This is a genomic window from Butyrivibrio sp. AE2015, from assembly GCF_000420825.1.
Lineage (GTDB): Bacteria > Bacillota > Clostridia > Lachnospirales > Lachnospiraceae > Butyrivibrio.
Genome location: NZ_ATVR01000004.1, coordinates 128,919 through 152,490, shown reverse-complemented (window position 1 = coordinate 152,490; position 23,572 = coordinate 128,919). Strand labels below are relative to the sequence as shown.

The following is a 23,572-nucleotide window of genomic DNA, read 5'->3' as shown; positions in this document are numbered from 1 at the left end:
AAATCAGAATGCAAGAACATTTTTTATTTGCACAAAAAACATTTATAAAGGAGTAGGAGTTGTACATATGAAAGTTACTGTATGAATTTTATCCTTTTGACGATCAGGGCTCCGATAAGTCCTATCATGAGGCCACTGAGGATTCCCGAAAGCCAGAGAACCGGAAGATACCAGATGATTGCCTTGGTGTTTAAAAGAAGCATCGCAGCAAGGATCTGACCTATATTATGGGTAATACCGCCAGCCACACTTACTCCAACTGCACTGAATTTATCAGATTTTTTTAAGATTATCATTACTAATGTACTGAGCATTCCTCCCGTAAAAGAAAAGGCAAAGCTCATAAGAGTACCAAATAATAATGAAACTGCAATGATTCGTACAATATTGATAAACAGGGCGCTTTTATATCCCAATTTGTAAAGTGCAACAAGTACAACTATGTTAGTAAGCCCCAGCTTAACTCCAGGAATGGCTACAAAGGCCGGAAGCTGCATTTCTACATAACTGAGTATCATCGCAAGCGCAGCCATAACACCATATGTAGCTATTTTTTTAGTTTTATCCATCTTTATCCCCTAACAGCACTTAATTTCTGATTTAGCCAACTATTGCATCGAATTCTTTTGAATCATTTTCGTTGCCGTCTCTTATTTCCACAACAACTCTGTTTGGAAGGCATATGATTGACTGGCCCTGACTACTTATTTTCCCCATGTGAACACATAAAAGATCCGGACATGAAGCTTCAGTAAGATAAGCCTCTCCGTCTTTAATAACAAGGTAGTTACTCCCACCTTCATACCCTTCTATCTTAAACTCAATATCTTCATCCAAAGGGAAAGTATATTTTTCTACACCATCTACAGATACCACAACTGTCTTTCCGGTCTTTTCCGTTAGCCTGACCCCCAGTGCTATGATAGCTGTAATAACTAAAAGTCCGATTATAAGTATGATGTCATAGCGAATTTTGCTTTTATTTTTCATCACAGATTCCCAACTTGCCCAATTTCCCTATATTTTCTCACAATTAAACTTTAGCAATTTATTTTTCACATGTCAAAAAAGCTGCCCTTGGCCATACGCAAGTATGACAAGGGGCAGCTTATACATTTATGTATGCAATATCGAATCTTTATGCTTTAGGTTTTTCGTAATAGAATGAGTTCTTACGGATAAATCCAATATCCTTATAGTTTACGATCTGCTCTGTACTTCCGATAAAGAGGATTCCTCCCGGTGTAAGGTTGGCATAATACTTTCTGAAAATGTCATCCTTTGCTTCTTCTGTGAAGTAGATCAGCACATTTCTACATACAATAAGGTTACAATCCTTTGGATATGGATCTCTTAAAAGATCTGCCTGTTTAAATGTAACTCTTGATGTGATCTCACTTGAAACCTTCATTTTTCCGTCAGGAGTCTCTGTGAAGTATTTCTTCTTAAACTCCTCAGGAACATTAGCTATTTCCTTTTTATCGTAAATAGCAGCCTTAGCCTTCGCAAGAACTACAGCATCAAGGTCTGTAGCATAAACATTGATCTGATTAAGAGGCACATGCTTTGAAAGGAGCATAACAATCGTATAAGGCTCATCGCCTGTAGAACAAGCAGCACTCCATATCTTTAAGTTCTTACCAAATTTACCCATAAGTTCCGGAACCATTTCTTTATCCATAAGATTCCACTGATCCATGTTTCTGAAAAACTCAGAAACATTGATAGTAAGGTAAGTAACAAAAGAATCAAGCGCTTCTCTGTCCTTCTTTATAAGTGCCAGGAAACCATCATAGCCCTTAACCTCATACTTTCCGATAAGAGTATCAATTCTTCTCTTCATCTGTTTTTCTTTATATGCGTTAAGGTCAATCTTGGTCAAATCATAAACACCCTTTTTAAACCACTCGTAATCGTATTCCATAGGTAGATTTCCTCCTAACAAATATTTGTGTTCGTTAAAACGTCTCTTATTAAATTCTATATTAGATACAATTTTATGTAAAATTAAATTATTCTAAAGCCTGAATAAAATAAAAAAGAGACTGTGATAAACATCACAGTCTCTAAAGAAATCAAATCTGATTAGTTCTCTTCGTTCTGCTCAGCGATTACTTTATCGATATCAACTGAAACAACGTCTCCGTCTTCAGCTGCTTCTTCGCTAGGCTCTGGAGCGAACATAGCCTTGATTGAAAGGCTGATCTTCTTCTCCTCCTCGTTGAAGTCCACAATCTTAGCTTCAACTTCCTGACCTACCTTAAGTACATCAGCTGGCTTCTCAACATGCTCTTTAGCGATCTGAGAAACATGAAGAAGTGCATCAATACCAGGCTCAAGCTCTACGAAAGCACCAAAGTCTGTCATTCTTGCAACTTTACCCTTTACGATGTTGCCTACAGCATATTTCTCTGTAGCATCCTTCCAAGGATTCTCGTTGTCGAACTTTCTTGAAAGAGCAATCTTGCTGCCATCAATTGACTTAACAAGAACTTTAACTGTGTCGCCAACCTTGAATACTTTCTTAGGGCTCTCAACACGTCCCCAACTCATCTCTGAAATATGAAGAAGTCCGTCTGCTCCACCAAGATCGATGAAAGCACCGAAATCTGTAACATTCTTAACGATACCGTCAACAACATCGCCAGCCTTGATAGAATCAAAGAGTTTCTTAGCTGCTTCAGCCTTCTCAGCTGTAACAAGCATTCTTCTGTTTCCGATATATCTTCTTCTCTTAGGGTTGTACTCAGTTACAACGAACTGAATTTCCTGATCCTGATACTTTGAAAGATCTTTCTCATAGCTATCAGAAACAAGGCTTGCAGGAATGAAGATTCTAACTTCATCAACTACTACTGTAAGTCCACCCTCAAGTACCTGAACAACCTTAGCTGTAAGTACCTCTTTATTATTGAAGGCTTCCTCAATTCTCTTGTTGCCTCTGTCGATGGCAAGTCTCTTGTATGAAAGAATAACCTGTCCGTCTGCGTCGTTGGTCTTAAGAACCTTAACGTCCATTGTGTCACCAACTTTAACGGCGGTTGTAAGGTCAATACTGTTGTCGTTGCTGTATTCGCTCTTTGTTAAGATACCGTCGGACTTGTAACCAATGTTAAGGATTATCTCGTCAGGCTTAACGTCAATAACAGTTCCCTCAACAACCTCCCCTGTGTGAATTGTTTTGAACGATTCGTTAAGCATCTGTTCAAAAGTTTGTTCTGACATAATTCTGAACCTCCTCGATAATGTTCTTTGGGGTTGATGCCCCGGCGGTAATCCCTACAAGCTTGATGTCATTATTTTTATTAAAATGCAAGTCTTCCAGGGTTTGAATAAAATATGTCTGCTCACATTTCTGACTGCATATGTCATACAGTTTCCTGGAATTAGAACTGTGGGCGCCACCAATGACTATCATGGCATCCGCTTTGGTTGCAATTTCCTCAGCTTCTGACTGACGTTCGTCGGTTGCATTGCATATAGTATTCACAATATTAATATTGTAACCGTTATTTTCAAAGATTTCAACGGTTTCTTGAAATTTATTCCTGTTAAATGTAGTCTGGGACACTAATGTGTATTCCAGTTCCCTGTTTTCGTTGAAATTTTCTGCCTCTTTTGGTGAGTCGATCACAAATACAGGACCTCTTGCATAACTAACGATTCCTTCGACTTCAGGATGATTTGCACTGCCTACTACTATGATACTTTTTCCGGCTTTGCTCTCCTCATCCACAATTTTATGGATTCTTTTTACAAAAGGACATGTAGCATCAATGATATTCAGTCCGGTTTCCTCAATTTTCTGATGAACTTCCTTGGTAACCCCGTGGGATCTTATCACTATAGTTCCCTCTGAGATACCCTCAAGCTCCTCTACTGAGTTTATCACTTTTACGCCTTTTTTCTCAAGGTCGCTGACAACTATCTCATTGTGGATAATAGGTCCGTATGTATAAATATTCACATCAGATGAGTTCTTTATCTGATCATATACAGTTTCAACAGCTTTTGTAACTCCAAAACAAAAGCCGGCATGCTCAGCAACTATTACTTCCATTTACTTACTGCCTTCCTATATCAATTACACAAATTCTCAGATACTTTTCCTATAAAGGTCAACAATTGTCTTTGCAACTTCATCAATTGTCATATCTGAAGAATCTACCAGTGTTGCATCATCAGCCTGTTTAAGCGGGGATATCTCCCTGTGCATGTCTCTGTAATCTCTCTCAATAATATCTTTTTCGATCACATCAATGTCACAGTTTTCTCCCTTCGCAGTGAGTTCTTTGAATCTGCGTTCAGCTCTTACTTTAGAGCTTGCTGTTAGATATACCTTAACATCAGCATTTGGAAGCACTACTGTTCCTATATCACGGCCATCCATTACAACGTCAGCTTCACTAGCAAGCTTCTGCTGAAGCTCTACAAGCTTTCTTCTGACATCACCGTTTACAGAGCTTGCGGAAGCCATATTCCCCACTTCTTCTGTTCTGATAAGACCATTGACATTTTCTCCGTTTAACAAAACAACCTGTTCACCGTTCTCGTGTCTGATAGTAATATCGGCACTTTCACAGGTAGCACTTATCTTTTCCGGCTCATCTGCTCTGATACCGTTTTTTATCATATATAAAGCCATGGCTCTGTACATAGCACCTGTATCAACATAGATAAAACCAAGCTCTGCAGCCACTTTTTTGGCTATTGTGCTTTTTCCTGCTCCTGCAGGTCCGTCTATTGCAATCTGCTTACTCATAAATCTAAAAACTCCTTATAAAAATATCTTACATTGCCGCGCTTTCGCCCGCAAGATGTCCCGTAGACCAGGCAACCTGAAGATTGTAGCCTCCGGTTTCAGTATCTACGTCAATAACTTCTCCTGCAAAGTAAAGGCCTGAGACAATCTTGGATTCCATAGTGGAAGGATTTATCTCTTTTACATTAACTCCGCCCTTTGTAATGATAGCTTCATTAAAGCCCCTTGTACCGGTTATCGTCATAGGAACGCTCTTTATTAGCTTTACAAAGGCAAGTCTTTCCTCTTTGGTGATCTCATTAACCTTCTTTTCAGAATCAATTCCTGACAACTTTATCATAACAGGAATCATTTTTGAAGGGAAAAGACCTCCCAAAATATTTTTAAAGCTCTTATTAAGGCCTTCCTCAAAATCCCTCAAAACTCTTTTATCAAGCTGTTCTTCATTAAGCGCAGGCTTCAGATCAAGGAAGAGCTCATATTCTTTTTCTTTATCATAATAGCAGCTTGCTGTAAGAACAAGGGGACCGCTGATCCCAAAGTGGGTAAAGAGCATCTCGCCAAAGCCGTCATATACAGGTTTTCTCTTTTTGGCAGACCTGCTGTCAATGGTGAACATCTTAAGTCCGACATTTTTAAGTGACAATCCCTGAAGGTCCTTGCACCAGCTTTCCTTTATCTCAAAAGGAACAAGTGAAGGAGCAGGCGTAACGATGCTGTGTCCCAAGTCTTTTGCAAATCTGTACCCATCTCCTGTAGAACCAGTTGAAGGATAAGACATTCCACCAGTGCACACGATCACAGCGTCAAACTCTTCTCTTGTAATCGGGTCATCGCCAGATGAATAGGTGACTGCGCTCACTCTTCCTCCTGATGCCTCAACAGATAAAACAGTTGTATCAAATAACACCTGTACTCCTGCCTTTTTAACAGCATCAAACAAGGCTCTTATAATATCTGAAGAGTGGTCAGATACAGGGAAAACCCTCTCTCCCCTCTCTATTTTCAGATGACAATTGTTATTCTCAAAAAAGTCCATAACTGCACTATTATCAAAGCCATAAACAGCGCTGTATAAAAATCTCGCATTCCTGCGCACAAAGCCAAAGTAGTCCTCTACAGCACAGGCATTTGTAACATTACATCTGCCTTTTCCTGTTATGTAGATCTTCTTTCCGGGCTTTTCATTTTTTTCAAAAATAGTGACGCTGCTGCCGCCAGAAGCTGCAGAAAGCGCCGCCATCATACCGGCTGCCCCGCAGCCAATTATTGCAATTTTCTTCATTAAAAATCCTCTTACTCTGACTCTTTAGGCCTGTTCTGAAGCGGAAGTCCTATCATAGGTGCATCAGAAGCAAAGTCTATTTCATCGTTTAAATATACCTGATAATTGTTCCAGGCCTCTTCCAGCATTTTCAGATCTGCCTTTACATCAGCAGGTCTTCTCATGCAAAGAGCGACAACCAAAGCGTTTATAACGCTAAGTGGTGCCACAAGTGAGTCAACAATTGATGCCATCTCACTTTTTGCCAAAAGATTGCAGGAAGAATACAGATTCATCGGTGAATGAACAGAATCTGTAATAGTTATAACCTTGGCATTTCTGTCATTGGCAAACTCCATGCACTTTAAGGTTCTCATGGAGTACCTTGGAAAGCTTATACCTATTATACAATCCCTGTCGTTGATCCTTATCATCTGCTCAAACATTTCAGAAACACTTGTAGTCTTTATAAGAACATTGTTGCCCCTGATAATGTTCAGATAAAAATGTAAAAAATCCGCCAAAGGCTCGCAGCTTCTAAGTCCCACGATATAAACAGTCTTGGCCTTTAAAATAATATCAACAGCTGTCTTAAATGCCGCAACATCAATATTATTTATAGTCTGCTCAATGTTGGATATATCTGACCTGAGGATGGTCTGCAGAATTTCTCCGTCACTGCTTTTTCCAAACTTACGCCCAACCTTCTCAACTGAACCAAATTTGTCGCTAACCCAGACAGAGAGAGCTTTTTGGAACTGAGGATATCCATCATATCCAAGGCTCATGGCAAATCTTACTACTGTAGATTCGCTCATGCCAACAATCTTGCCAACCTCTGCTGCTGTCATAAATACTGCCTGTTCATAGTGATCGCAGATGTAAAGAGCAATTGATTTCTTGCCTTTGCTCATCTTGGGATAGCATTCATTTATTCGGGTGATCACATCAACATCATTTTCGAACTTCATAGACTAAATGCCTTATACGCAGACTCAAGCATCTCTACTGAAGCAGCTTCATCAAGATCGAAATCACCTGTTACTGCCATGCATCCTGCACCATGGATAAATACCCACATCTGCATAAACAGCTGCTGTGCATTTTTTACCCCCATGCTCTGAGCCTTGCTGATCTCCTTTACAACATTCTCAGCTGATCCATTTACAAGATCATACATACTCTTTGTATCCTTGTCTTTTTCAGAGAGAAAAAGAAGTCTGAAAAGATGTGGATATTTCTGTGCAAAACCAATATAAGCAAGTCCAAGATCAACGAATGGTGTGTCGTGAGTCTTGGCACTGTCATTGTAGTAGTCTTCATAATAAGCTGCCGCTTTATTATAAACGTCTATCTTAAGTGCATCCATATTCTCGTAGATACGGAAAATAGGCTGTGTAGAGCATCCTGCCTGCGCAGCTAGTTTTCTCGATGTGATCTGCTCAAAGCCCTCTTTCCTTGTGATCTTAAATGCCGCATTTACGATTTCTTTTTGAGTTATGGTTGCTTTTCTGGACATGATATCCCTCCCCAACAGTAAAATAATTATGTTATTTAAAAGAGCATGCGTTATTATTTTACAAAATGAAAAAGGCTGTGTCAATCACAGCCTTTTCCTGATCTTTCGCTGTTTTGCCAGCGCTTATCCCACTCATAAAAACCACATCTGATGATCAGATTTCTTCAACGTAACTCACAAAATCAAGCTCATTTAGAGCATTTATTACTTCCCGATGGGATCTCTTTCTATCAAAATCAATGTCTACAATAAGTGCAGCATCAGATGAAAGAAGAGTCTTTTCTTTGCTCTTTGTCATACTGCTGACTTCAAAGCCCTGATCTGATATCCATTTTGACAGCTTTTTTACACCTGCGTTCTTATTGACTTCAATGTAAAGACTCAGGTACTTACTGTATTCCTCAACCACTTTGCTAAGCTGCATAAGGATAACGTTAGCTATCATTATGAGTACGAAGCAGACAGTGCCAACTACCAGGTATCCTCCACCAATGGCCATTCCCATGCAGGCTGTGACCCAGAGGGTTGCTGCAGTTGTAAGTCCCTTGATCTGCTTACGGCCTGTAACAAGGATAGTCCCTGCTCCCAAAAAGCCGATGCCGCTTACAACACCCGCCGGGATTCTGCTGGTATCAGCCGAAAGCCCGGGAAGCATAGCCAGGTATATATTAAGCGCCGTAGTAACAGCACTTCCAAGGCTCACAAGTGCAAAGGTCTTAATACCTGCGCTATGTCTTTTGACTACTCTCTCCCAGCCCACAAGGCATCCAAAGAGCGTCGCCAAAATAAGCCTTATTGCTACAGCAATATCGCTGGTCCCTTCTAAAAACTCAAGTATAGTCATTCCGTTCATAAAACTCACTCCATTCCCCATAAAATAATATCCAAAAGATATTGTGATAGTTATTATAATACATTCAGGGAATGACAGAATCTATTTCATTCCTTGCTGTATTTATAATAATTGCTCTCACTTTTTGTTTTACAGTGCGTAAAGTGTGTTTTCCTGGAAGTTTAGATAAGCCTCATCACCTACATTGTAAATCTTGCGGTTCTTTGGATTGTACTCCTGGATCTTAACAAGAGCATCTGCAACCTGGATGTGATAATCCTGATATGCACCCATAAAGCAGGAATACATAACTTTTCCCTTAATAGCACCTGTATCGCCAAGATATGCTCCTTCAGGTCTCAGTACAACACTGCAGGATGCCCCGATCTCCATATTTCCTGTTGCGCACTTAACTTCTGCCCCATCAATAACAACTGTATCCTGTGCTTTCACGGTGGCACTCATGAAATTAGCTTCGCCGATAAAGTCGGCAACAAACTTGTTGTTTGGATAATAGTAAGCTTCCTGTGGAGTTGATATCTGCTCAACAAGGCCTTTGTTCATAATGATTACTTTATCAGAAATAGCCATGGCCTCACTTTGGTCATGAGTTACATAAATAGCGGTAATTCCTGCCTCCTGCTGGATTCTGCGGATCTCGGTACGCATGGATACACGGAGCTTGGCATCAAGGTTTGATAAGGGCTCATCAAACAAAAGAACTCCCGGTTCAATAACAAGCGCTCTTGCAAGGGCTACTCTCTGCTGCTGTCCACCAGAAAGCTGATTTGTCATTCGGTTTTCCATACCTTCAAGTCCCACAAGTGCCAATATGTCAGTAACTTTTTTCTTTATAACATCTTTGTCCATCTTGCGAAGCTTAAGTCCATAAGCTACGTTGTCAAAAATGTTGTAGTGAGGAAGGAGCGCATAGCTTTGGAAAACCATTGCAGTATCTCTTTTATTAGGTGTTAAGGCATTGATAGCCTCATTTCCAAGGTATATCTCTCCCTCATCCGGGCTCTCAAATCCTGCAATCATTCGAAGGGTTGTAGTTTTTCCACAGCCTGAAGGTCCAAGCAGTGTCACAAAGCTTCCAGGTTCTATCTCTATATTTGCATCCTTTACTGCATAGAAATCTTTTCCGGTCTTTGGGTCTTTATATATTTTTGAAATATGTTCAAGGCGTACGCCTTTTTTCTCTTTTGCCATAATATTCCTCTCCATCTATGTTTTCGAAAAATGGACCACGAACCCCGTCCCCATGGTCCACCAGGGTTTCATTCCATCACTCTTTTACTTGTTCCAAATCGCTTAATGATCATATTCATTATCAAAACAGCTCCATAGGTTATGCAGATAAGAATTGTGGCAAAAGCACAGGCAATGCCATAAGATCCTTTTTCTGCAAACTCATTGATCTGAACCGTAATAAGCAGATAAGACGGTGTAACAAGAAGTATGATCGCACTGATAGCTGTAATACTACGGACAAATGATGTTACAAAGCCGCTCAGGAAACTATCCTTGATAAGTGGAAGTGTCACAGTCATAAATACTTTAAAACTGTCTGCTCCCATGTCATAAGCTGATTCTTCTATGCTCTTGTCAATCTGCCGAAGAGCTGATATTCCGCTTCGCGTTCCTGTGGGAAGACTACGAACAATAAATACGATAACAAGAATAGCACCTGTTCCGTAAAGCCCCTGAAGGATTCCGGTTCCAAAAAGGCCCCCGGAGAAACCTCTTATGTATCCAATACCAAGAACAGTACCGGGAACAGCCATGGCAAGCATTGAAACAGCTTCGATAAATCCCTTTGCCTTGAATTTTCTTTTTACAACAAGATAAGAAATGATCATGGATAAAAGAGCTGTGATCGGCGCAGAGATAAGTGACAGGACGAAACTGTCTTTAAAGGCCTTAAGGCCCTTATACTTGGTAAAGACAAGTCCAAACCACTTAAATGTCAGGTGGAAATCGTATCCCCATGTACGGAACATTGCCCCAAAAGGAACACAGATGTACATGATGATAACGAAGATCGCCAGTGCTGAGCAGAGGATCGTCAAAGGAACGGTTACACTCTTATCAGTGATGAGCATTCTTTCTCTTGAAGCCTTTCCTGAAAGTGTGGCGGTACTCTTAGCCTCAAGGTAATACTTCTGGACAATGAACATTACAAGTGTTATTGCTAAAAGAACTACCGCCATCGCTGCAGCTCCCTGCTTATCATACGCACCTGTTATCTGAAGATATATGGTTGTTGCAAGAGTATCATATGATCCGCCGATGATCATTGGGTTGGCGAAATCTGCTATTGACTCAATGAATGTTACTAAAAACGCATTTCCAAGGCCCGGAAGGATAAGAGGCAGTGTCACTGTCATAAATACTTTAAATCTTGAAGCTCCCATGTCCCTTGCAGCTTCTTCCAGGGATGGATCGATATTTTTCAAAAGACCTTTCAGCATCATATAGCAGACAGGGAAAAAGGTAAGTGTCTGTACTATTGCAATTCCCCAAAAGCCATACACGCTGTTGTCATAAATTTTCAAAAGAAATCGTGTTATGATTCCTGCTTTTCCAAAAAGCATGATCATTGAAAGTGAAAGAACAAATGGCGGTGAAACAACAGGAAGCATTGATACCACCTTAAAGAGTCCTTCCATGAATCTTGTGCGGAGCTTTACATAGACCTCCACATATGCAAATAAAAGTCCGATAAGGGCAGATGCAATGCCCACTAAAAATCCTACTTTTAAAGTATTGGTTATGGCCCTTCTAAAATTTGCCAGTTCCATAACTCTTTTAAATGTGTCTAAGGTAAATCCCGATTCAGAAATAAAGCTATCCACCAACAGTATTGCCAGCGGATACAAAATAAACACAGTCAAAAAAACAATCAAAAGCACAATGGTTGAGACCATGATTGGGTCTGCCATAAGCTTTTTCCTGTCAAGGCTGGCACTTTGACTTTTTGCCATTGTTATGTCCTCCTTGTTATAACAAAATGGAGCGGATGTATGACATCCGCCCCAAATAAACACATTATTCTGTCTTGAAACGATCGTCTGCAGCACTTCCAAGTGCAGTCATAACTTCTTCTACATAAGTAGTTGTATTCTGTTTAGCATCTTCAAAGTCGTAATCCATAACATTTTCAGGATCAAGGCCAAACTCTGCTGCTACTTCAGGCTGTTTTGCATTATCAATTACGAGGAACTGATATGAGCCGTTCTGTGCAGCAAGCTCTACGCAGTCAGGGCTAAGAGCATATTCAATCCAAAGCTTTGCAGCATTAGGATGTGCACATCCCTTAAATATTGCAGTTGCACCAACTTCGAAGGATGTTCCTGATGAAGGAATGATAAGTCCTACATTGCCATATCCATTGTCAACGATCTGTGTGATTCCATCGTGAAGGAAGCCAATACCTACAACGCACTCACCTGTACCAACGTTCTTTGATGGGCCTGAACCTGACTTTGTATAAACTTCGATATTCTTATCAAGATCAACAAGATACTGAATACCTTCGTCATGTCCATATTTCTGGATCATAGTATTGATAACAAGCTTTGCTGTTCCTGCTGTATTGTAGTTTGAAAGCCAGATGAGACCTTTATACTTCTCATCAAGAAGGTCCTTCCAATCAGCGGGCTCATCAATGCCCATACGTGAAAGCTCATCCTTGTTTACCATGAATCCAAGGATTCCTTTGTAGATTCCATACCACTGACCCTGAGCATCGCGGTACTTATCGCTCAAAAGATGGCTTGCATTTTGTGCCTCATATGGCTCCAAAAGTCCTTCTGAAGCAGCTACGTTATAAGGATCTGTTGTTCCTCCAAACCATACGTCTCCTGAAGGATTTCCGTTCTCCTCTTCAATCTTACTTTGTACTTCACCTGTTGATAATCTCTGATACTGAACTTTAATTCCATAAAGTTCCTGGAAATGTTCACATGCAGCTGCTAAATATTCTTCCTCACAAGAACCGTAGACAATAAGTTCCCCCTCTGCCTTTGCAGCCTCAATGATCGCATCAAGGCCAGCTGCCTCTTCTGCAGGTGCTTCTGCCTGTGTCTCTGCAGGAGCTGTCTCCTCAGTCTTAGTCTCAGCTGCAGGAGTCTCTGTAGCTGCAGGCTGACTCTGAGAGCCACAGCCCATCAGGCCTAACGTCATAAGTCCTGCCAATACCAACGCTAATTTCTTTTTCATTTTCCTTCTCCTTTCCAAATGAAATAAACATTTGATAAAAAAAGCATAAATCATTTAAGATTTCCTCTATACCTAAATTTCTGTTTTTATATCCGATTTTCTGAACCAATTTTTTCTGTATTGTTGTCTTTTTTGTGATAATATTAATATGGTTTTATGTTATATGTTTATCTTTCAAAATATTCAGGAGACCACGTTGGAATCAAGTAAAGGCAATAATTCTGATTTTGAAAAATACATTTTGGATAACCTGGACAGGGCTTTGGAAGAAGAATGGATAAAAGCTTACCATCAGCCCTTGATTCGCGCTGCAAACGGCAGAGTTTCCGATGAAGAAGCTTTTGCACGATGGGAAACACCTGACGGCGATGTCTATTCAGCTTCTCTTTTTGTCCCTATACTTGAAAAACATAATCTGACCTATAAACTTGATCTCTACATGGTGAACAGGGTTTTAGAAAAACTAAAAGGCCAGGCATCCCATGATCTTTTTATTGTTCCCGAATCAGTAAATCTGTCCGGAACAGATTTTAAATGCTGCGACATGGTATCTGAGATCATAAAACTTGTTGATAAGTCAGGGCTTTCAAGGGAAAAGCTCTGCATTGAACTGTCTGAAAAAGATATTTCTTCAGACATGGATTATTACAAAGATATAATAGACCGCTTCAGGTCAGCCGGAATCAAAGTATGGATGGATAACTACGGAAGTGGCTATGCTTCTCTTCTGATCCTGTTAAAGATTCATTTTGACCTGCTTAAAATAAACGATGCTTTTACTCATCTGATTGGCAAAGACGAAGCCGGCCAGATACTTCTCACCGAGGTTGTAAAGACAGCTCTTTCACTTGGAACAGATACTGTTGCTGAGGGAATTGAAACAAAAGAACAGGCAGACTTTCTGACAGAGATAGGATGCACCAAGCTTCAGGGCTACTACTACATTCACCCGGTATCACTGGCAGAGATTGTCGAAAGAAATGAAAAAGGCATACAGATCGGTTTTGAGAATCCCGAAGAGTCCTCTTACTTTGAACAGGTAGGAAAAATAAACCTTTATGACCTGTCACTTTCTCAGAATGATGATAAGCCCCTTTCCGATTATTTCGATGCTACTCCTATGGTAATTTTTTCCATTGGTAAGGATAAAGCAACATTTGTCAGATGCAATAAGAGCTTTCGAAATTTTATATTAAAAAAATTTCCTGAGTTCAAAGAAATAAATGAGATTGACTACTCTTCAATAAATCCGGGAGTTGGTTACTACTCTTTTAATGCCGCCAGGCAGTGCGCAGCGGACGGAAGAAGAGTGATAATCGATGACAGAATGAATGACGGAAGAGTCGTTCAGCTGCTCATGTTCAGGATTGCAGTAAATCCTGTTACCGGTGATGCAGCTGTTGCCACGGTCATTTTGTCTGTTTCTGAGCCCGACAGTAAGGACTCACTGACTTACAACTACATTGCAAGAGCACTCAGCGAGGATTATATAACACTGTTCTTTGTGGATATGGATAATGATTCTTTCACCGAGTATTCTTCCCATGGTGAGAGCCGTGATATATCTTTTGAAAGAAAAGGTTCTAAGTTCTTTGACCTGGACAAGGACGGCATTGATCCTCCGATCATTGAAGAGGATAAAGAACAGTTCAAAAAATTGTTCACAAAAGAAATAGTAGCAAGCGAACTTGAAAAGAGTGGAATATATTCCGTTGTTACAAGAATGCTTATTAAGGGTGTCCCGACCTTTGTCACTGTTAAAGCGGTAAAAGTTAAGGGAAAAGGAAACCATGTAATTATCGGCATTAACAATGTTGATACTCAAATAAAAGCCCGTGAAGTCCTTGAGCATGCAAAAGAAGAAGAAATAATATACTCCAGGATTGGCGCTCTATCAGGCAATTACATATATATTTTCTCTGTTGATCCTGTTACAGGTCACTATAAGAAATATATTCCAACAAACAAACGTGTTGCCTCAGAGCTTCCTGAAGAAGGCAATGATTTCTTTGGGAATATGATAAAAATCACTCCTAAAATTGTCTATCCGGATGACGTGGATGATGTATTATCTGCTTTTACCAAAGAAAAGGTGATGAAACATGTACGGTCTGCCGGTGTTTTTGAACACCATCACAGACTTATATATGGCAATTCATTTATATACGTTTCCCTCAGAGCTGTTATGGATAACAAGGCGGATGATGAAAAACTTATCGTTGGCGTTCTTGATATTGACGAAATTGTAAGACGCGAACAGGAATACAACGAAAACCTTTATGCTGCAGAGACCAAGGCCATCATTGATGAGCTAACAGGCGTAAAGAACAAACATGCATATGTCGAAACTGAGCTCATGATGAATAAAATGATCTCAGATGGTACCGTCGAGGATTTTGCCCTTGCGGTATTTGACTTAAATGGTCTCAAACAGGTAAATGATACTTTAGGTCATCAGGCCGGTGACGAATACATCCAAAAAGGCTGCTCCACCATTTGTAGCTTTTTCAAGCACAGCCCTGTATTTAGAATTGGTGGTGATGAATTCGTAGCAATAATCCAAGGCCTCGATTACCTTAACAGTTCATCCATCATGACAAAGCTCAAAAAACACAACATCAAAAACCAATACAAAGGTGACGTTGTTGTCGCTGCCGGCCTCTCTAAATATACGAAAGGCGACAGAACACTGTCTCAGATTTTTGAGCGTGCCGACAAAGAAATGTACAAAAACAAAAATGAAATCAAGCAGCACAATAAATGATGCCTGGGGTGGCACATGGGGACGGGGTTGCAGGGCCATTTTGTAAAATGGCCCTGCAACCCCGTCCCCATGTATCACTTCACAAATTCAGAAGGCGAAGAACCTGTGTAGCGCTTAAATACTGTATTGAAGTGTTTGTAGTCGGAAAAACCCGTAAGATCGGATACTTCATAAACTTTGTATTTACCGGTTTCAAGAAGCTTTACTGCCTGCTGGACCCGGTATTTATTCAGAAAATCGAGATAGCTGGTTCCTGTGGATTCCTTGAATTTGCGAGACAGATAGCTTGAAGATACTCCAAATTTGTCCGAAAAAATTTCTATACTGATCTTTTCCGAATAATGGAGTTTGGTTTCATCAAGGATCTGCTGGATATAATCATTTTCTTTGTCAGTTTTTATGAATACATCTGAGCTCTTTTGCTCTATCTGCTCAAGGCGATGCTCTTTTTCTATTTCAGAGATTACTTTGGCTATGCTGACCTTTAGTTCCTCTTCATCTACAGGTTTCATAAGGTAGGCTGAAACCCCAAGATTTATGGCCTTTTTAGCATAATCAAAATCTGCGTAGCTGGTAAGAATGATTGTTTTAAGGTCACTTATACCATCATCCTCCCCTGCCCTTCTTATCATCTCTATGCCGTCCATTACAGGCATCATAATGTCTACAAGCACTATGTCAGGAGTAAGCTCTTTTATCTTATCAAGCCCTTCCCTGCCGTTTGCAGCTTCCCCGACTATGGTACAGCCCATGCCTAACCAGTCCATGGTATAGGCTATGCCTTTTCTTATGATATCTTCATCCTCAACAATTAATACTCTGTACATAATCCCTCATTCTGTGTTTTTTACTCCGCCAAAAGCCTTCCACTATCATCAGATGTGCTTTGGAATGGTGAGCCTTACTATTGTCCCCTTATCCTTAACACTAGAGATATCAAGGCCGTAATCACCTTTATACATCAGTCGTATCCTTCGGTGGATATTGTAAAGACCATAATGCATGGTTGTATTGCTGTCTTCCTTTAGGTTATCCCGGATTTCTTTTAGCTGCTTTTCTTCTATTCCCGCGCCATCGTCCTCACATATAAACACCAGCATTTCCTGCATCTGATAACCCCTGATGCTGACGCACAGCTTTTCCTTTGTGCCAAAGCCGTATTTAATCGCATTCTCCAAAAGTGGCTGTATGAGGAGCTTTGGAATGAGGCATTCCATTATATCCTCTGCCACATCCAGTTCATATGCAAAACGCTTGTTAAACCTTATTTGCAGGATATTCAGATAATACTGGAGATTATCCAGGTCCTCTTTTACCGTAACCTCTTCACGGACTTCCCTGATACTATAGCGTAAAAGACCTGACAAAGAAACGATCATCTTGTCGGCAGCTGCTGCATCAATCTTTGCCATGAATCTGATATTATCCAAAGTGTTAAAAAGAAAATGCGGATTAAACTGACTTTCAAGCTGCTTTACCTGGGAAAAAGCAGCGTTTTCTGCCAGTTCTTTATTTTGCTCTATCTGATCCTTAAGACCCTGAAGCATCTTGTTAAAGTCATTTCCAATTACCATGAACTCTGTGCTGCTGTCTATATCAAGGCTCACATCAAAATTACCGTTCTGCACTTCTTCAAAGGCATCTTCAATCTTCTTTATGTCCTTTGTGTACTCCTTTGAGCTTTTGGATGTACTGCGTATGGTAATAAGAGCAATGGCAATAAAAATAATTATTACTATGGCAACCATTACCCAGATAAGCTCAATGCTCCTTGAAATATCATTGATCGTGTAGAGCACAAGGCCTTTGTCAGTCTTATTTGAAAAGGCGTAGTACAGTTTCCCGGCCTGCCTCACATATCCTGTTTTATTGTAAAAAGAGCTGTCTATCTGGCCGTACGCATCCTGCATCATCTTGGTGTTGCTGGCGTAAACCCATCCACTATTGTCAGTTAAAATAACAAATCTGTCCTGAACAACTATGGCACCTGAAATAACTTCATTCGGGACAATATAGCAAATAGCATATTTCAAGGTATTTCCTTCATAAACACCTTTTCCTATGCAGAGATTTTTACCGTATAAAACGGTTGCAGTTTTCCCTTCATTCGTCTTTATACTTTTCCAAACACCCCAATTAGCGTATTCTTCAGCGATCAAGAACTTAGGCGTATTCTTTTTACTTGAGAAAAGAACTTTTCTGTCACCCGAGAGGATAATAAGATTTCCGATATCCCCGAAAGGAGCGGTTCTGTTATAGAGCGCAGAAAATATCTCACCAACCGGAAGTGTCACATTGGTCGCATCAATGCTATTCTTCTCCGTATCCTGTAAAGCATCATCCCCACTTTCTTCCACAAGAATGTCACTTACATCATCCATCATTTCATAGTAGATATTCATGATTCTTTTTATCTCGTTACATGATGCAGCGTTATCGGATTTATTGGAATCCTCCATGAAATTTATCCATACTACTGCAAACAGGACAAAAACAGCCATTACTATAGCCGCTACAGGAGCAATGGAAAATCTTATGAAAGTCTTTCTTATGTTTTCCTGAAAGGAGCCTACATTTTTACTCATTTGCAGCCTCCTCATAAAGCCCTAAAAACTTATCTGTCCATTTGTCTTTATTTGCGATAACCTTCTCTTTGTCCACAGTTATCTTTTTCATCTCATCATAGGATATGACCATGTTTGATGGCTCTACATCCTTGCGGACAGAGCGTCTTCCCAGATTTTTGGCCATGAACATCTGGGCATCTTTTGATGTGAGAAAATCAACAAGCCTCTTTGCCTGCTCAATTCTTTTTGAATTTTTATTTATGTATATTCCGTCAGGCGTTGAAACTACGCCCTCTTTCATGTATATGATTCCTATATGCTTTCCACTTTTTAGCATGGTCACTGCAGCTTCTTCAAAAGTAAGCCCCACCAGGAACCTTCCATCCGCAACACCTTTATACACCTCAGATGAGCTATCGAGCATGTTTCCATCAAGTTGCCCGATCAGTTTTTTAACATAGTCCCAGCCTTCATCAGGATCTCCATTTCCCATGGCATAGAGCATATTTACCAGCTGTTCAAATGAAGATGAGGATTTATAGGGATTTGCAAAGGCTATTTTCCCTTTAAGTCTCTCGTCTAAAAGATCTTCGTAGCCATTAACTTCAATGTCTCCAATAATGTCATTATTTACCATTATGATGCTTGGAACATCAGAAAAACACGTAAACTCATCGCTTACGTTCTTACACTCTTCAGAAAACACCGATTTATTCAGGGTATTATAGGCATAAAAAAGATCTTTATATGGGCCCACAGAAAGAATAGACCCTCCCCAAAGAAGGTCTATATCATCTCCGAAAATAATATCTGAAATTGCAGCTGAAGTGCCGCTACTGATTATTTCAACAGAAATCCCGGTCTCATTCTCAAACTCCTGAACAAGAGGGATAATGAATTCCGTAGGATGGGGTGAAACCACGACAAGTCGCTCCTGTGCCACCGGTTCATCCGCCTGCCTTGTATTAAAAAACAAAAGGCACACCCCTATTACCGCTATGAATAAAGCAGCTCCCACGAGTAATCTAAATCTGGTCATGTATCTACTTTGTCTCCCCAAAAATCAAACAACAATCCCCCACTTAGATAAATTATTTAATCGCCACTTCTGTCTTCCTTCATAGTCTGCTGACCACTGTTTCTGATCATGTTGATTCCTTCAATGGCGACCTGATAGATCATAGCCATCTCACGGGAAGCAGGGTCATTGTAGCTACATTTAGACTTAAGAGTTTTAAAATGCTGCTCAGCCTTCTCAATGACAGGCTTTGTGATCATTATTCCATCGCAATACAGCGTTCCTGTCTGGGCATCATATTTTGATTCTTTATATTTGGTCTGAGCAAAATCTCCAGCACCCATGCTTGCTGCAAGCTGATTTATAAGGTCTTCTCTTCCTGACATCGATATCCCCTCCTGCTTTTGATTACTTAATATAAAACCATTTTTTCTCTAAAAAAGTAATTATATTATAACTCAATACCACGTATGCCATTAATAAAAAAAAGTAAAATTTAGATTAATGTATTGCACTCTAGCCAAGTAGTTCAAGCAGTTCTTCCTTTGAGAGTTTCGGTGTACTCAAAGCATCAGAATCAAGGAGCTGATCAGCAAGTTCCTTCTTCCTGTTCTGGAGATTTATGATCCGCTCTTCAATTGTATCTTTCATAACAAGCTTATACACAGTGACCACATTCTTTTGTCCTATTCTGTGGGCTCTGTCCGTAGCCTGATTCTGAACTGCCACATTCCACCAGTGGTCATAGTGGATAACTATATCGGCTGCTGTGAGATTAAGTCCTGTTCCACCCGCCTTCAGCGATATGCAGAACACAGGAGTATCATCTTCCTGGAAGGCATCAACCATCTTTATTCTGTCTTCTTTTTTAGTCGATCCCGTCAAAAGATAATGCTTTATATCCTCTTTTGAAAGTCTCTGCACCAGTCTGTCAAGCATGGAAGTGAACTGTGAGAATAAAAGTACCTTATGCCCACTTTCTGCCGCACTCTTTATCATCTCGATCACAAGATCCACTTTAGCTGCACCGCCATCGTAGTTGTCATAGATAAGCCCCGGATCGCAGCAAAGCTGCCTAAGCCTTGTAAGCTCAGCCAAGATTGCAATCCTGTCTCTTGTAACTTCTTTTTCATCTTTAGAATTAACTAAAAGCTTCACCCTCTGAACATGGGCTCTGTAGAGCTCTTCCTGAGGCTTTGTCATCTGCGCAACAAGTGTCTCCTCAAGCTTATCCGGAAGGTCTTTTAGCACATCCTTTTTAAGACGCCTTAAAACAAACGGAGAGATCATCCTCTTTAGATGCTCCATCTCTTCACTGTCACCATCAACTGTAACCGGTATCTCAATGCGTTCTTTAAAGCTCTTGTAATTAAAGAGGTATCCCGGCATGCAGTAATCAAATATGCTCCAAAGCTCGCTCAATCTGTTCTCAATCGGTGTTCCGGTAAGCGCCGCCTTAAATGACGCCTTTATGCCTTTTACAGTCTTTGCTACCTGGGTTGTTGGATTTTTGATGAACTGAGCCTCGTCAATTATCATGCACTCAAAAGACAGATATTTATAAAGCTCTGCATCGCGTCTTAAAAGGTCATAGGAAGTTATTATAATATCAGTCTTTTCCTCGTCAATCTCAGATGTAACCCGCTCCCTGTCAGGCTTTATTCCTACGGCAAGCTCACACTTTAGTTGAGGCGTAAATTTATGTATCTCATGCTGCCAGTTATAGACAAGAGATGCCGGGCACACTATGATGCTGCAACGATGTTTACCGCCGCTCTTTTCATTGTCTTCTTTTATGGACAAAAGAAGTGACAATATCTGCAGAGTCTTTCCAAGGCCCATATCATCGGCAAGTATTCCTCCAAAGGCATTCCTTTTTAAAGCCTTAAGCCAGAAAAATCCTGTCTTTTGATAATCTCTAAGCACTCCCTTAAGACTTTCAGGTACCGTAAACTCTTTTTCATAATCACCGGCAAACGAATTAACGAGGTCCTTAAAGTCCCTGCTCTTACTGATATAGCTATAGTCAAAATCCCTGCTCTGATCAGAGAGTTCCTCCAAAAACAACGCCCTGAACCTGGGGACAGCAACATGCCCCTCCTCAAGATCCTTTTTGGATAGCATTAGACCGTCGGAAAGAGAATAGATAATTCCCATTTCCTTGCTGGCAAGGTCAATTACATCTCCGTTTTTAAGCTTAAAGAACTTTCTTTTTCTGTCATACTTATGAAGTATCTCATCCAGTTCTTTTACCGAAATATCCTCTGGATTTATAGATACTTCCAAAAGATCTGAAACAAAAGAAACGCCGAAATTCACCTTTGGCGCAGCTTTTATATTTATCTTGTGAATGGCATCAGAAAGATATACCTCGCAGAGCCTTTCAAGTTGCGGAAGGCTCTCAGTCAGAAAACCGTATATTTTATCTTCGCTGTGATCATCAGCCTTTAGCAAAAGAAGGCCTTTTTTGCTATCAAGTTCATCAAAGAACGGGCTTATACTTCTGGCTGTCTGATTCTCCTGATACAGGTCTCTTTTTATCTTTATTTCTTTTTCTGATTCCTTATCTGAAGCACTCTCAGAATAATCCATCGCAAATATATGATAGATCTCTTCATTTATGGTATCGGCATTATATACCGCCTGAACATCACAGGAAATCGTAAGAGAATCCGGCATATCCACATATATCCTGAACTTAGGCACATCAGGGGAATATCTTGATGGATCAAATCCGTCAAAACTCACGTTCATATATTCCTGGAGAACCGGTAAAAGACCTGTAGTGAAAAGCGTCAGATCTTTTTCCGCGATAAACAGCTCATTGTCTGTTCTTCTGGCAGAAAGGAAGTTTAAAAACGGCAGGATCTGCGCCACATCCTTTCTGGGAATCACATGGATCTTTTTGCGCCTCTCAAAATAAATATTGGAGTGCCCTTCAAACATGGTAAAAGAGCTGGTCTCAAAATTCACTCCGGTTGTAGTCTTCTCAATATTTAAGTCAATTTCAGGGAATACTATGGCTTTTTGAAGGAGTCTTTCTTCTGTGAAATGGGCTCTGAAATCCGCATTAACAAAATAGAGTTCGTCGACAGAATTCATGAACTCATCTATCTGGACTCCGGACAGTTCGATCTGCTTGCTGTGCCCTTTACCATATGGATACAAGGATGCATTTTTTTCTCTGAAATAATCATTTAAAAACTCAATTATCCTCTGAGTTTTATCTGAAAATGCTGCCATATCATGGGTAAAGGTAAGATGCTTGCCATAGCTTACTGTCTCTCTTTCAGCCACAGCAGTAACGAAATCTGAAATATCTTTTAATACATAGCTTACTCCACCTGCACTTAAAATGTTAAAACTAAGCTGCATCTTGTCCCTGTTATAGGAAACATGAGGTTCAAGTTCAACCAGTGCAGTCTTTTTGTACATAGCAGGCGAAACGCTTTCAGGCGAATATGCCTTTAGAAGTTTCTTGGTCTCAAATGAAGTGTAATGGTACTCTTTTGGAGCATCAGAAATAAACCGTCTCCCTGAGGCGGTGACAAAGGTGCTTCTTAAATTGTCATCTTTATCATTAGTATTCATATCAATACTTTATTATAGCACAGCAAAGCCCTACTTTCCTCAAGTAGGGCTAATATGTAAGTCTTTTTGAATAATGAGCACACCGGATATTTTACTGACAATCCTGTTATAGGCTGTATTTAGTACCTGCAGTGATAAACAGAAGCATATGGCTAGGGACAGCATAGTTGCGGCAGCCACGTTGCTCCAGATGTTTGAAAAAGATAATACCTTGCTCTGAGCTACAGCCTTGATAACAAAAATGTGGACAAGATAGATACAAAGGCTGTTTCTACCCAATATTGTAAAAAAGAACTCTTTTGAAGGCATAAGACCTATGAGGCTAAGAGTAATGATAAATGCCAGAACCATCATGACAATTCTCATCTCGATTCCAGCCACATTGCTAACCTTAGTTGATGAATAAGACTGGATATACTCATACATCTTAACCGGGATGATATGTCTGTAGTATAACACTACAGTCAGTACCATACTTCCGACCAGTGCACAGGCCATATATAGCTTTTTTATCTTCTCTATCCATTTAAAAGAAAACTTGTATCCTATCAGGAAAAATGTAAAAAAGCACACAGCCCTTGATATAGACATGAATCTGTCAGCCTTCGGACATGTCCCGATGTAAAGTGTAAAAAGAATCGAAAGAGGTACTGCAAACCTTATACCGGCAATCGCTCCTACAGATATTCTCCAAAAACACAGGCACAAGAGATACCAGTAAATAAGCTGTGGAAACAGGAAGTTAAACGGAGAGTCCTCATGCCATGGTGATATTGCAAAAAGCGTGTTAAATATCAGATATGTTACAAGGTATTTGACAACAACTTCTGATACAGAGCTTTTTGATCTGCTGGCAAAATACCCTGAAATAAAAACAAATGCCGGCATATGGAAGGAATAGATAACTGCTCTAATTGCTCCATATGTGCCCTTAACTCCATATAAATATTCCAGTGAATGTCCCAGAACCACCAGAAATATCAACAGAGCCTTAATATTATCAAATTTATGATCGCGTTCCATTAAAAACT

General features: G+C 40.1%; 20 protein-coding genes. 1 reads left to right on the top strand and 19 read right to left on the bottom strand.

What is annotated here, in order from left to right:
• Window positions 1–74 precede the first annotated feature (74 nt).
• The 13 genes from G585_RS0103820 to G585_RS0103760 form a co-directional block, all read right to left on the bottom strand.
• Window positions 75–569: a Gx transporter family protein gene (locus G585_RS0103820; RefSeq protein ID WP_022773096.1), complete on the bottom strand. Its 495-nt coding sequence runs from the start codon at window positions 567–569 to the stop codon at window positions 75–77.
• Window positions 570–600: 31 nt separating this feature from the next.
• Window positions 601–990, bottom strand: a complete 390-nt coding sequence (locus G585_RS17020) for a NusG domain II-containing protein (protein WP_022773095.1) — start codon at window positions 988–990, stop codon at window positions 601–603.
• Window positions 991–1,138: 148 nt separating this feature from the next.
• The gene (locus G585_RS0103810; RefSeq protein ID WP_022773093.1) at window positions 1,139–1,924 is read right to left on the bottom strand and encodes a CheR family methyltransferase; all 786 of its coding nucleotides are present in this window, start codon (window positions 1,922–1,924) and stop codon (window positions 1,139–1,141) included.
• A 161-nt stretch (window positions 1,925–2,085) separates the two neighbouring features.
• Entirely contained in the window at window positions 2,086–3,225 is a 1,140-nt protein-coding gene (rpsA, locus tag G585_RS0103805) for a 30S ribosomal protein S1 (RefSeq protein ID WP_022773092.1), read from the bottom strand.
• Window positions 3,206–4,060 carry a 4-hydroxy-3-methylbut-2-enyl diphosphate reductase gene (ispH, locus tag G585_RS0103800; RefSeq protein WP_022773090.1) on the bottom strand — a complete coding sequence of 285 codons (855 nt, stop codon included), beginning with the start codon at window positions 4,058–4,060 and terminating at the stop codon, window positions 3,206–3,208. The genes rpsA and ispH overlap by 20 nt, the downstream gene beginning before the upstream one ends.
• Window positions 4,061–4,096: 36 nt before the next feature.
• Window positions 4,097–4,762: a (d)CMP kinase gene (cmk, locus tag G585_RS0103795; RefSeq protein WP_022773089.1), complete on the bottom strand. Its 666-nt coding sequence runs from the start codon at window positions 4,760–4,762 to the stop codon at window positions 4,097–4,099.
• 28 nt (window positions 4,763–4,790) lie between these two features.
• Window positions 4,791–6,047, bottom strand: coding sequence for an NAD(P)/FAD-dependent oxidoreductase (locus tag G585_RS0103790; protein WP_022773087.1), 1,257 nt, complete (start codon window positions 6,045–6,047; stop codon window positions 4,791–4,793).
• An 11-nt stretch (window positions 6,048–6,058) separates the two neighbouring features.
• Window positions 6,059–6,997 (bottom strand): MurR/RpiR family transcriptional regulator, encoded by a 939-nt coding sequence (locus tag G585_RS0103785; protein ID WP_022773086.1) that lies wholly within the window; start codon window positions 6,995–6,997, stop codon window positions 6,059–6,061.
• The gene (locus tag G585_RS0103780) at window positions 6,994–7,545 is read right to left on the bottom strand and encodes a TetR/AcrR family transcriptional regulator (protein ID WP_022773084.1); all 552 of its coding nucleotides are present in this window, start codon (window positions 7,543–7,545) and stop codon (window positions 6,994–6,996) included. Before G585_RS0103780 ends, G585_RS0103785 begins: the two co-directional genes overlap by 4 nt.
• 154 nt (window positions 7,546–7,699) lie before the next feature.
• Window positions 7,700–8,398: an MgtC/SapB family protein gene (locus G585_RS0103775; RefSeq protein WP_022773083.1), complete on the bottom strand. Its 699-nt coding sequence runs from the start codon at window positions 8,396–8,398 to the stop codon at window positions 7,700–7,702.
• Between the two features lie 129 nt (window positions 8,399–8,527).
• On the bottom strand, window positions 8,528–9,589 hold the full coding sequence (locus G585_RS0103770) for an ABC transporter ATP-binding protein (protein WP_022773081.1): 1,062 nt from the start codon (window positions 9,587–9,589) through the stop codon (window positions 8,528–8,530).
• Between the two features lie 68 nt (window positions 9,590–9,657).
• Entirely contained in the window at window positions 9,658–11,364 is a 1,707-nt protein-coding gene (locus G585_RS0103765; RefSeq protein ID WP_022773080.1) for an ABC transporter permease, read from the bottom strand.
• Window positions 11,365–11,428: 64 nt separating this feature from the next.
• Window positions 11,429–12,601, bottom strand: a complete 1,173-nt coding sequence (locus tag G585_RS0103760; RefSeq protein ID WP_022773078.1) for an ABC transporter substrate-binding protein — start codon at window positions 12,599–12,601, stop codon at window positions 11,429–11,431.
• 196 nt (window positions 12,602–12,797) lie between these two features.
• On the opposite strand from G585_RS0103760, the gene G585_RS18725 reads away from it, so the two are divergent.
• Window positions 12,798–15,365: a bifunctional diguanylate cyclase/phosphodiesterase gene (locus tag G585_RS18725; RefSeq protein WP_022773077.1), complete on the top strand. Its 2,568-nt coding sequence runs from the start codon at window positions 12,798–12,800 to the stop codon at window positions 15,363–15,365.
• 74 nt (window positions 15,366–15,439) lie between these two features.
• Here G585_RS18725 and G585_RS0103750 read toward each other — a convergent pair whose 3' ends face one another.
• The 6 genes from G585_RS0103750 to G585_RS0103725 all read right to left on the bottom strand — a co-directional run bounded on the left by G585_RS0103750 (window position 15,440) and on the right by G585_RS0103725 (window position 23,564).
• Window positions 15,440–16,192, bottom strand: coding sequence for a response regulator transcription factor (locus G585_RS0103750; RefSeq protein WP_022773075.1), 753 nt, complete (start codon window positions 16,190–16,192; stop codon window positions 15,440–15,442).
• A gap of 48 nt (window positions 16,193–16,240) precedes the next feature.
• Complete coding sequence (locus G585_RS0103745) at window positions 16,241–17,950, bottom strand: sensor histidine kinase (protein ID WP_022773074.1); 1,710 nt, start codon at window positions 17,948–17,950, stop codon at window positions 16,241–16,243.
• The gene (locus G585_RS0103740; RefSeq protein ID WP_022773072.1) at window positions 17,943–18,971 is read right to left on the bottom strand and encodes an extracellular solute-binding protein; all 1,029 of its coding nucleotides are present in this window, start codon (window positions 18,969–18,971) and stop codon (window positions 17,943–17,945) included. Before G585_RS0103740 ends, G585_RS0103745 begins: the two co-directional genes overlap by 8 nt.
• Before the next feature lie 56 nt (window positions 18,972–19,027).
• Entirely contained in the window at window positions 19,028–19,336 is a 309-nt protein-coding gene (locus tag G585_RS0103735; protein WP_022773071.1) for a hypothetical protein, read from the bottom strand.
• A 130-nt stretch (window positions 19,337–19,466) separates the two neighbouring features.
• Entirely contained in the window at window positions 19,467–22,541 is a 3,075-nt protein-coding gene (locus G585_RS17010) for a DEAD/DEAH box helicase (RefSeq protein ID WP_022773069.1), read from the bottom strand.
• Between the two features lie 39 nt (window positions 22,542–22,580).
• On the bottom strand, window positions 22,581–23,564 hold the full coding sequence (locus G585_RS0103725) for an acyltransferase family protein (RefSeq protein WP_022773068.1): 984 nt from the start codon (window positions 23,562–23,564) through the stop codon (window positions 22,581–22,583).
• Window positions 23,565–23,572: the final 8 nt, after the last annotated feature.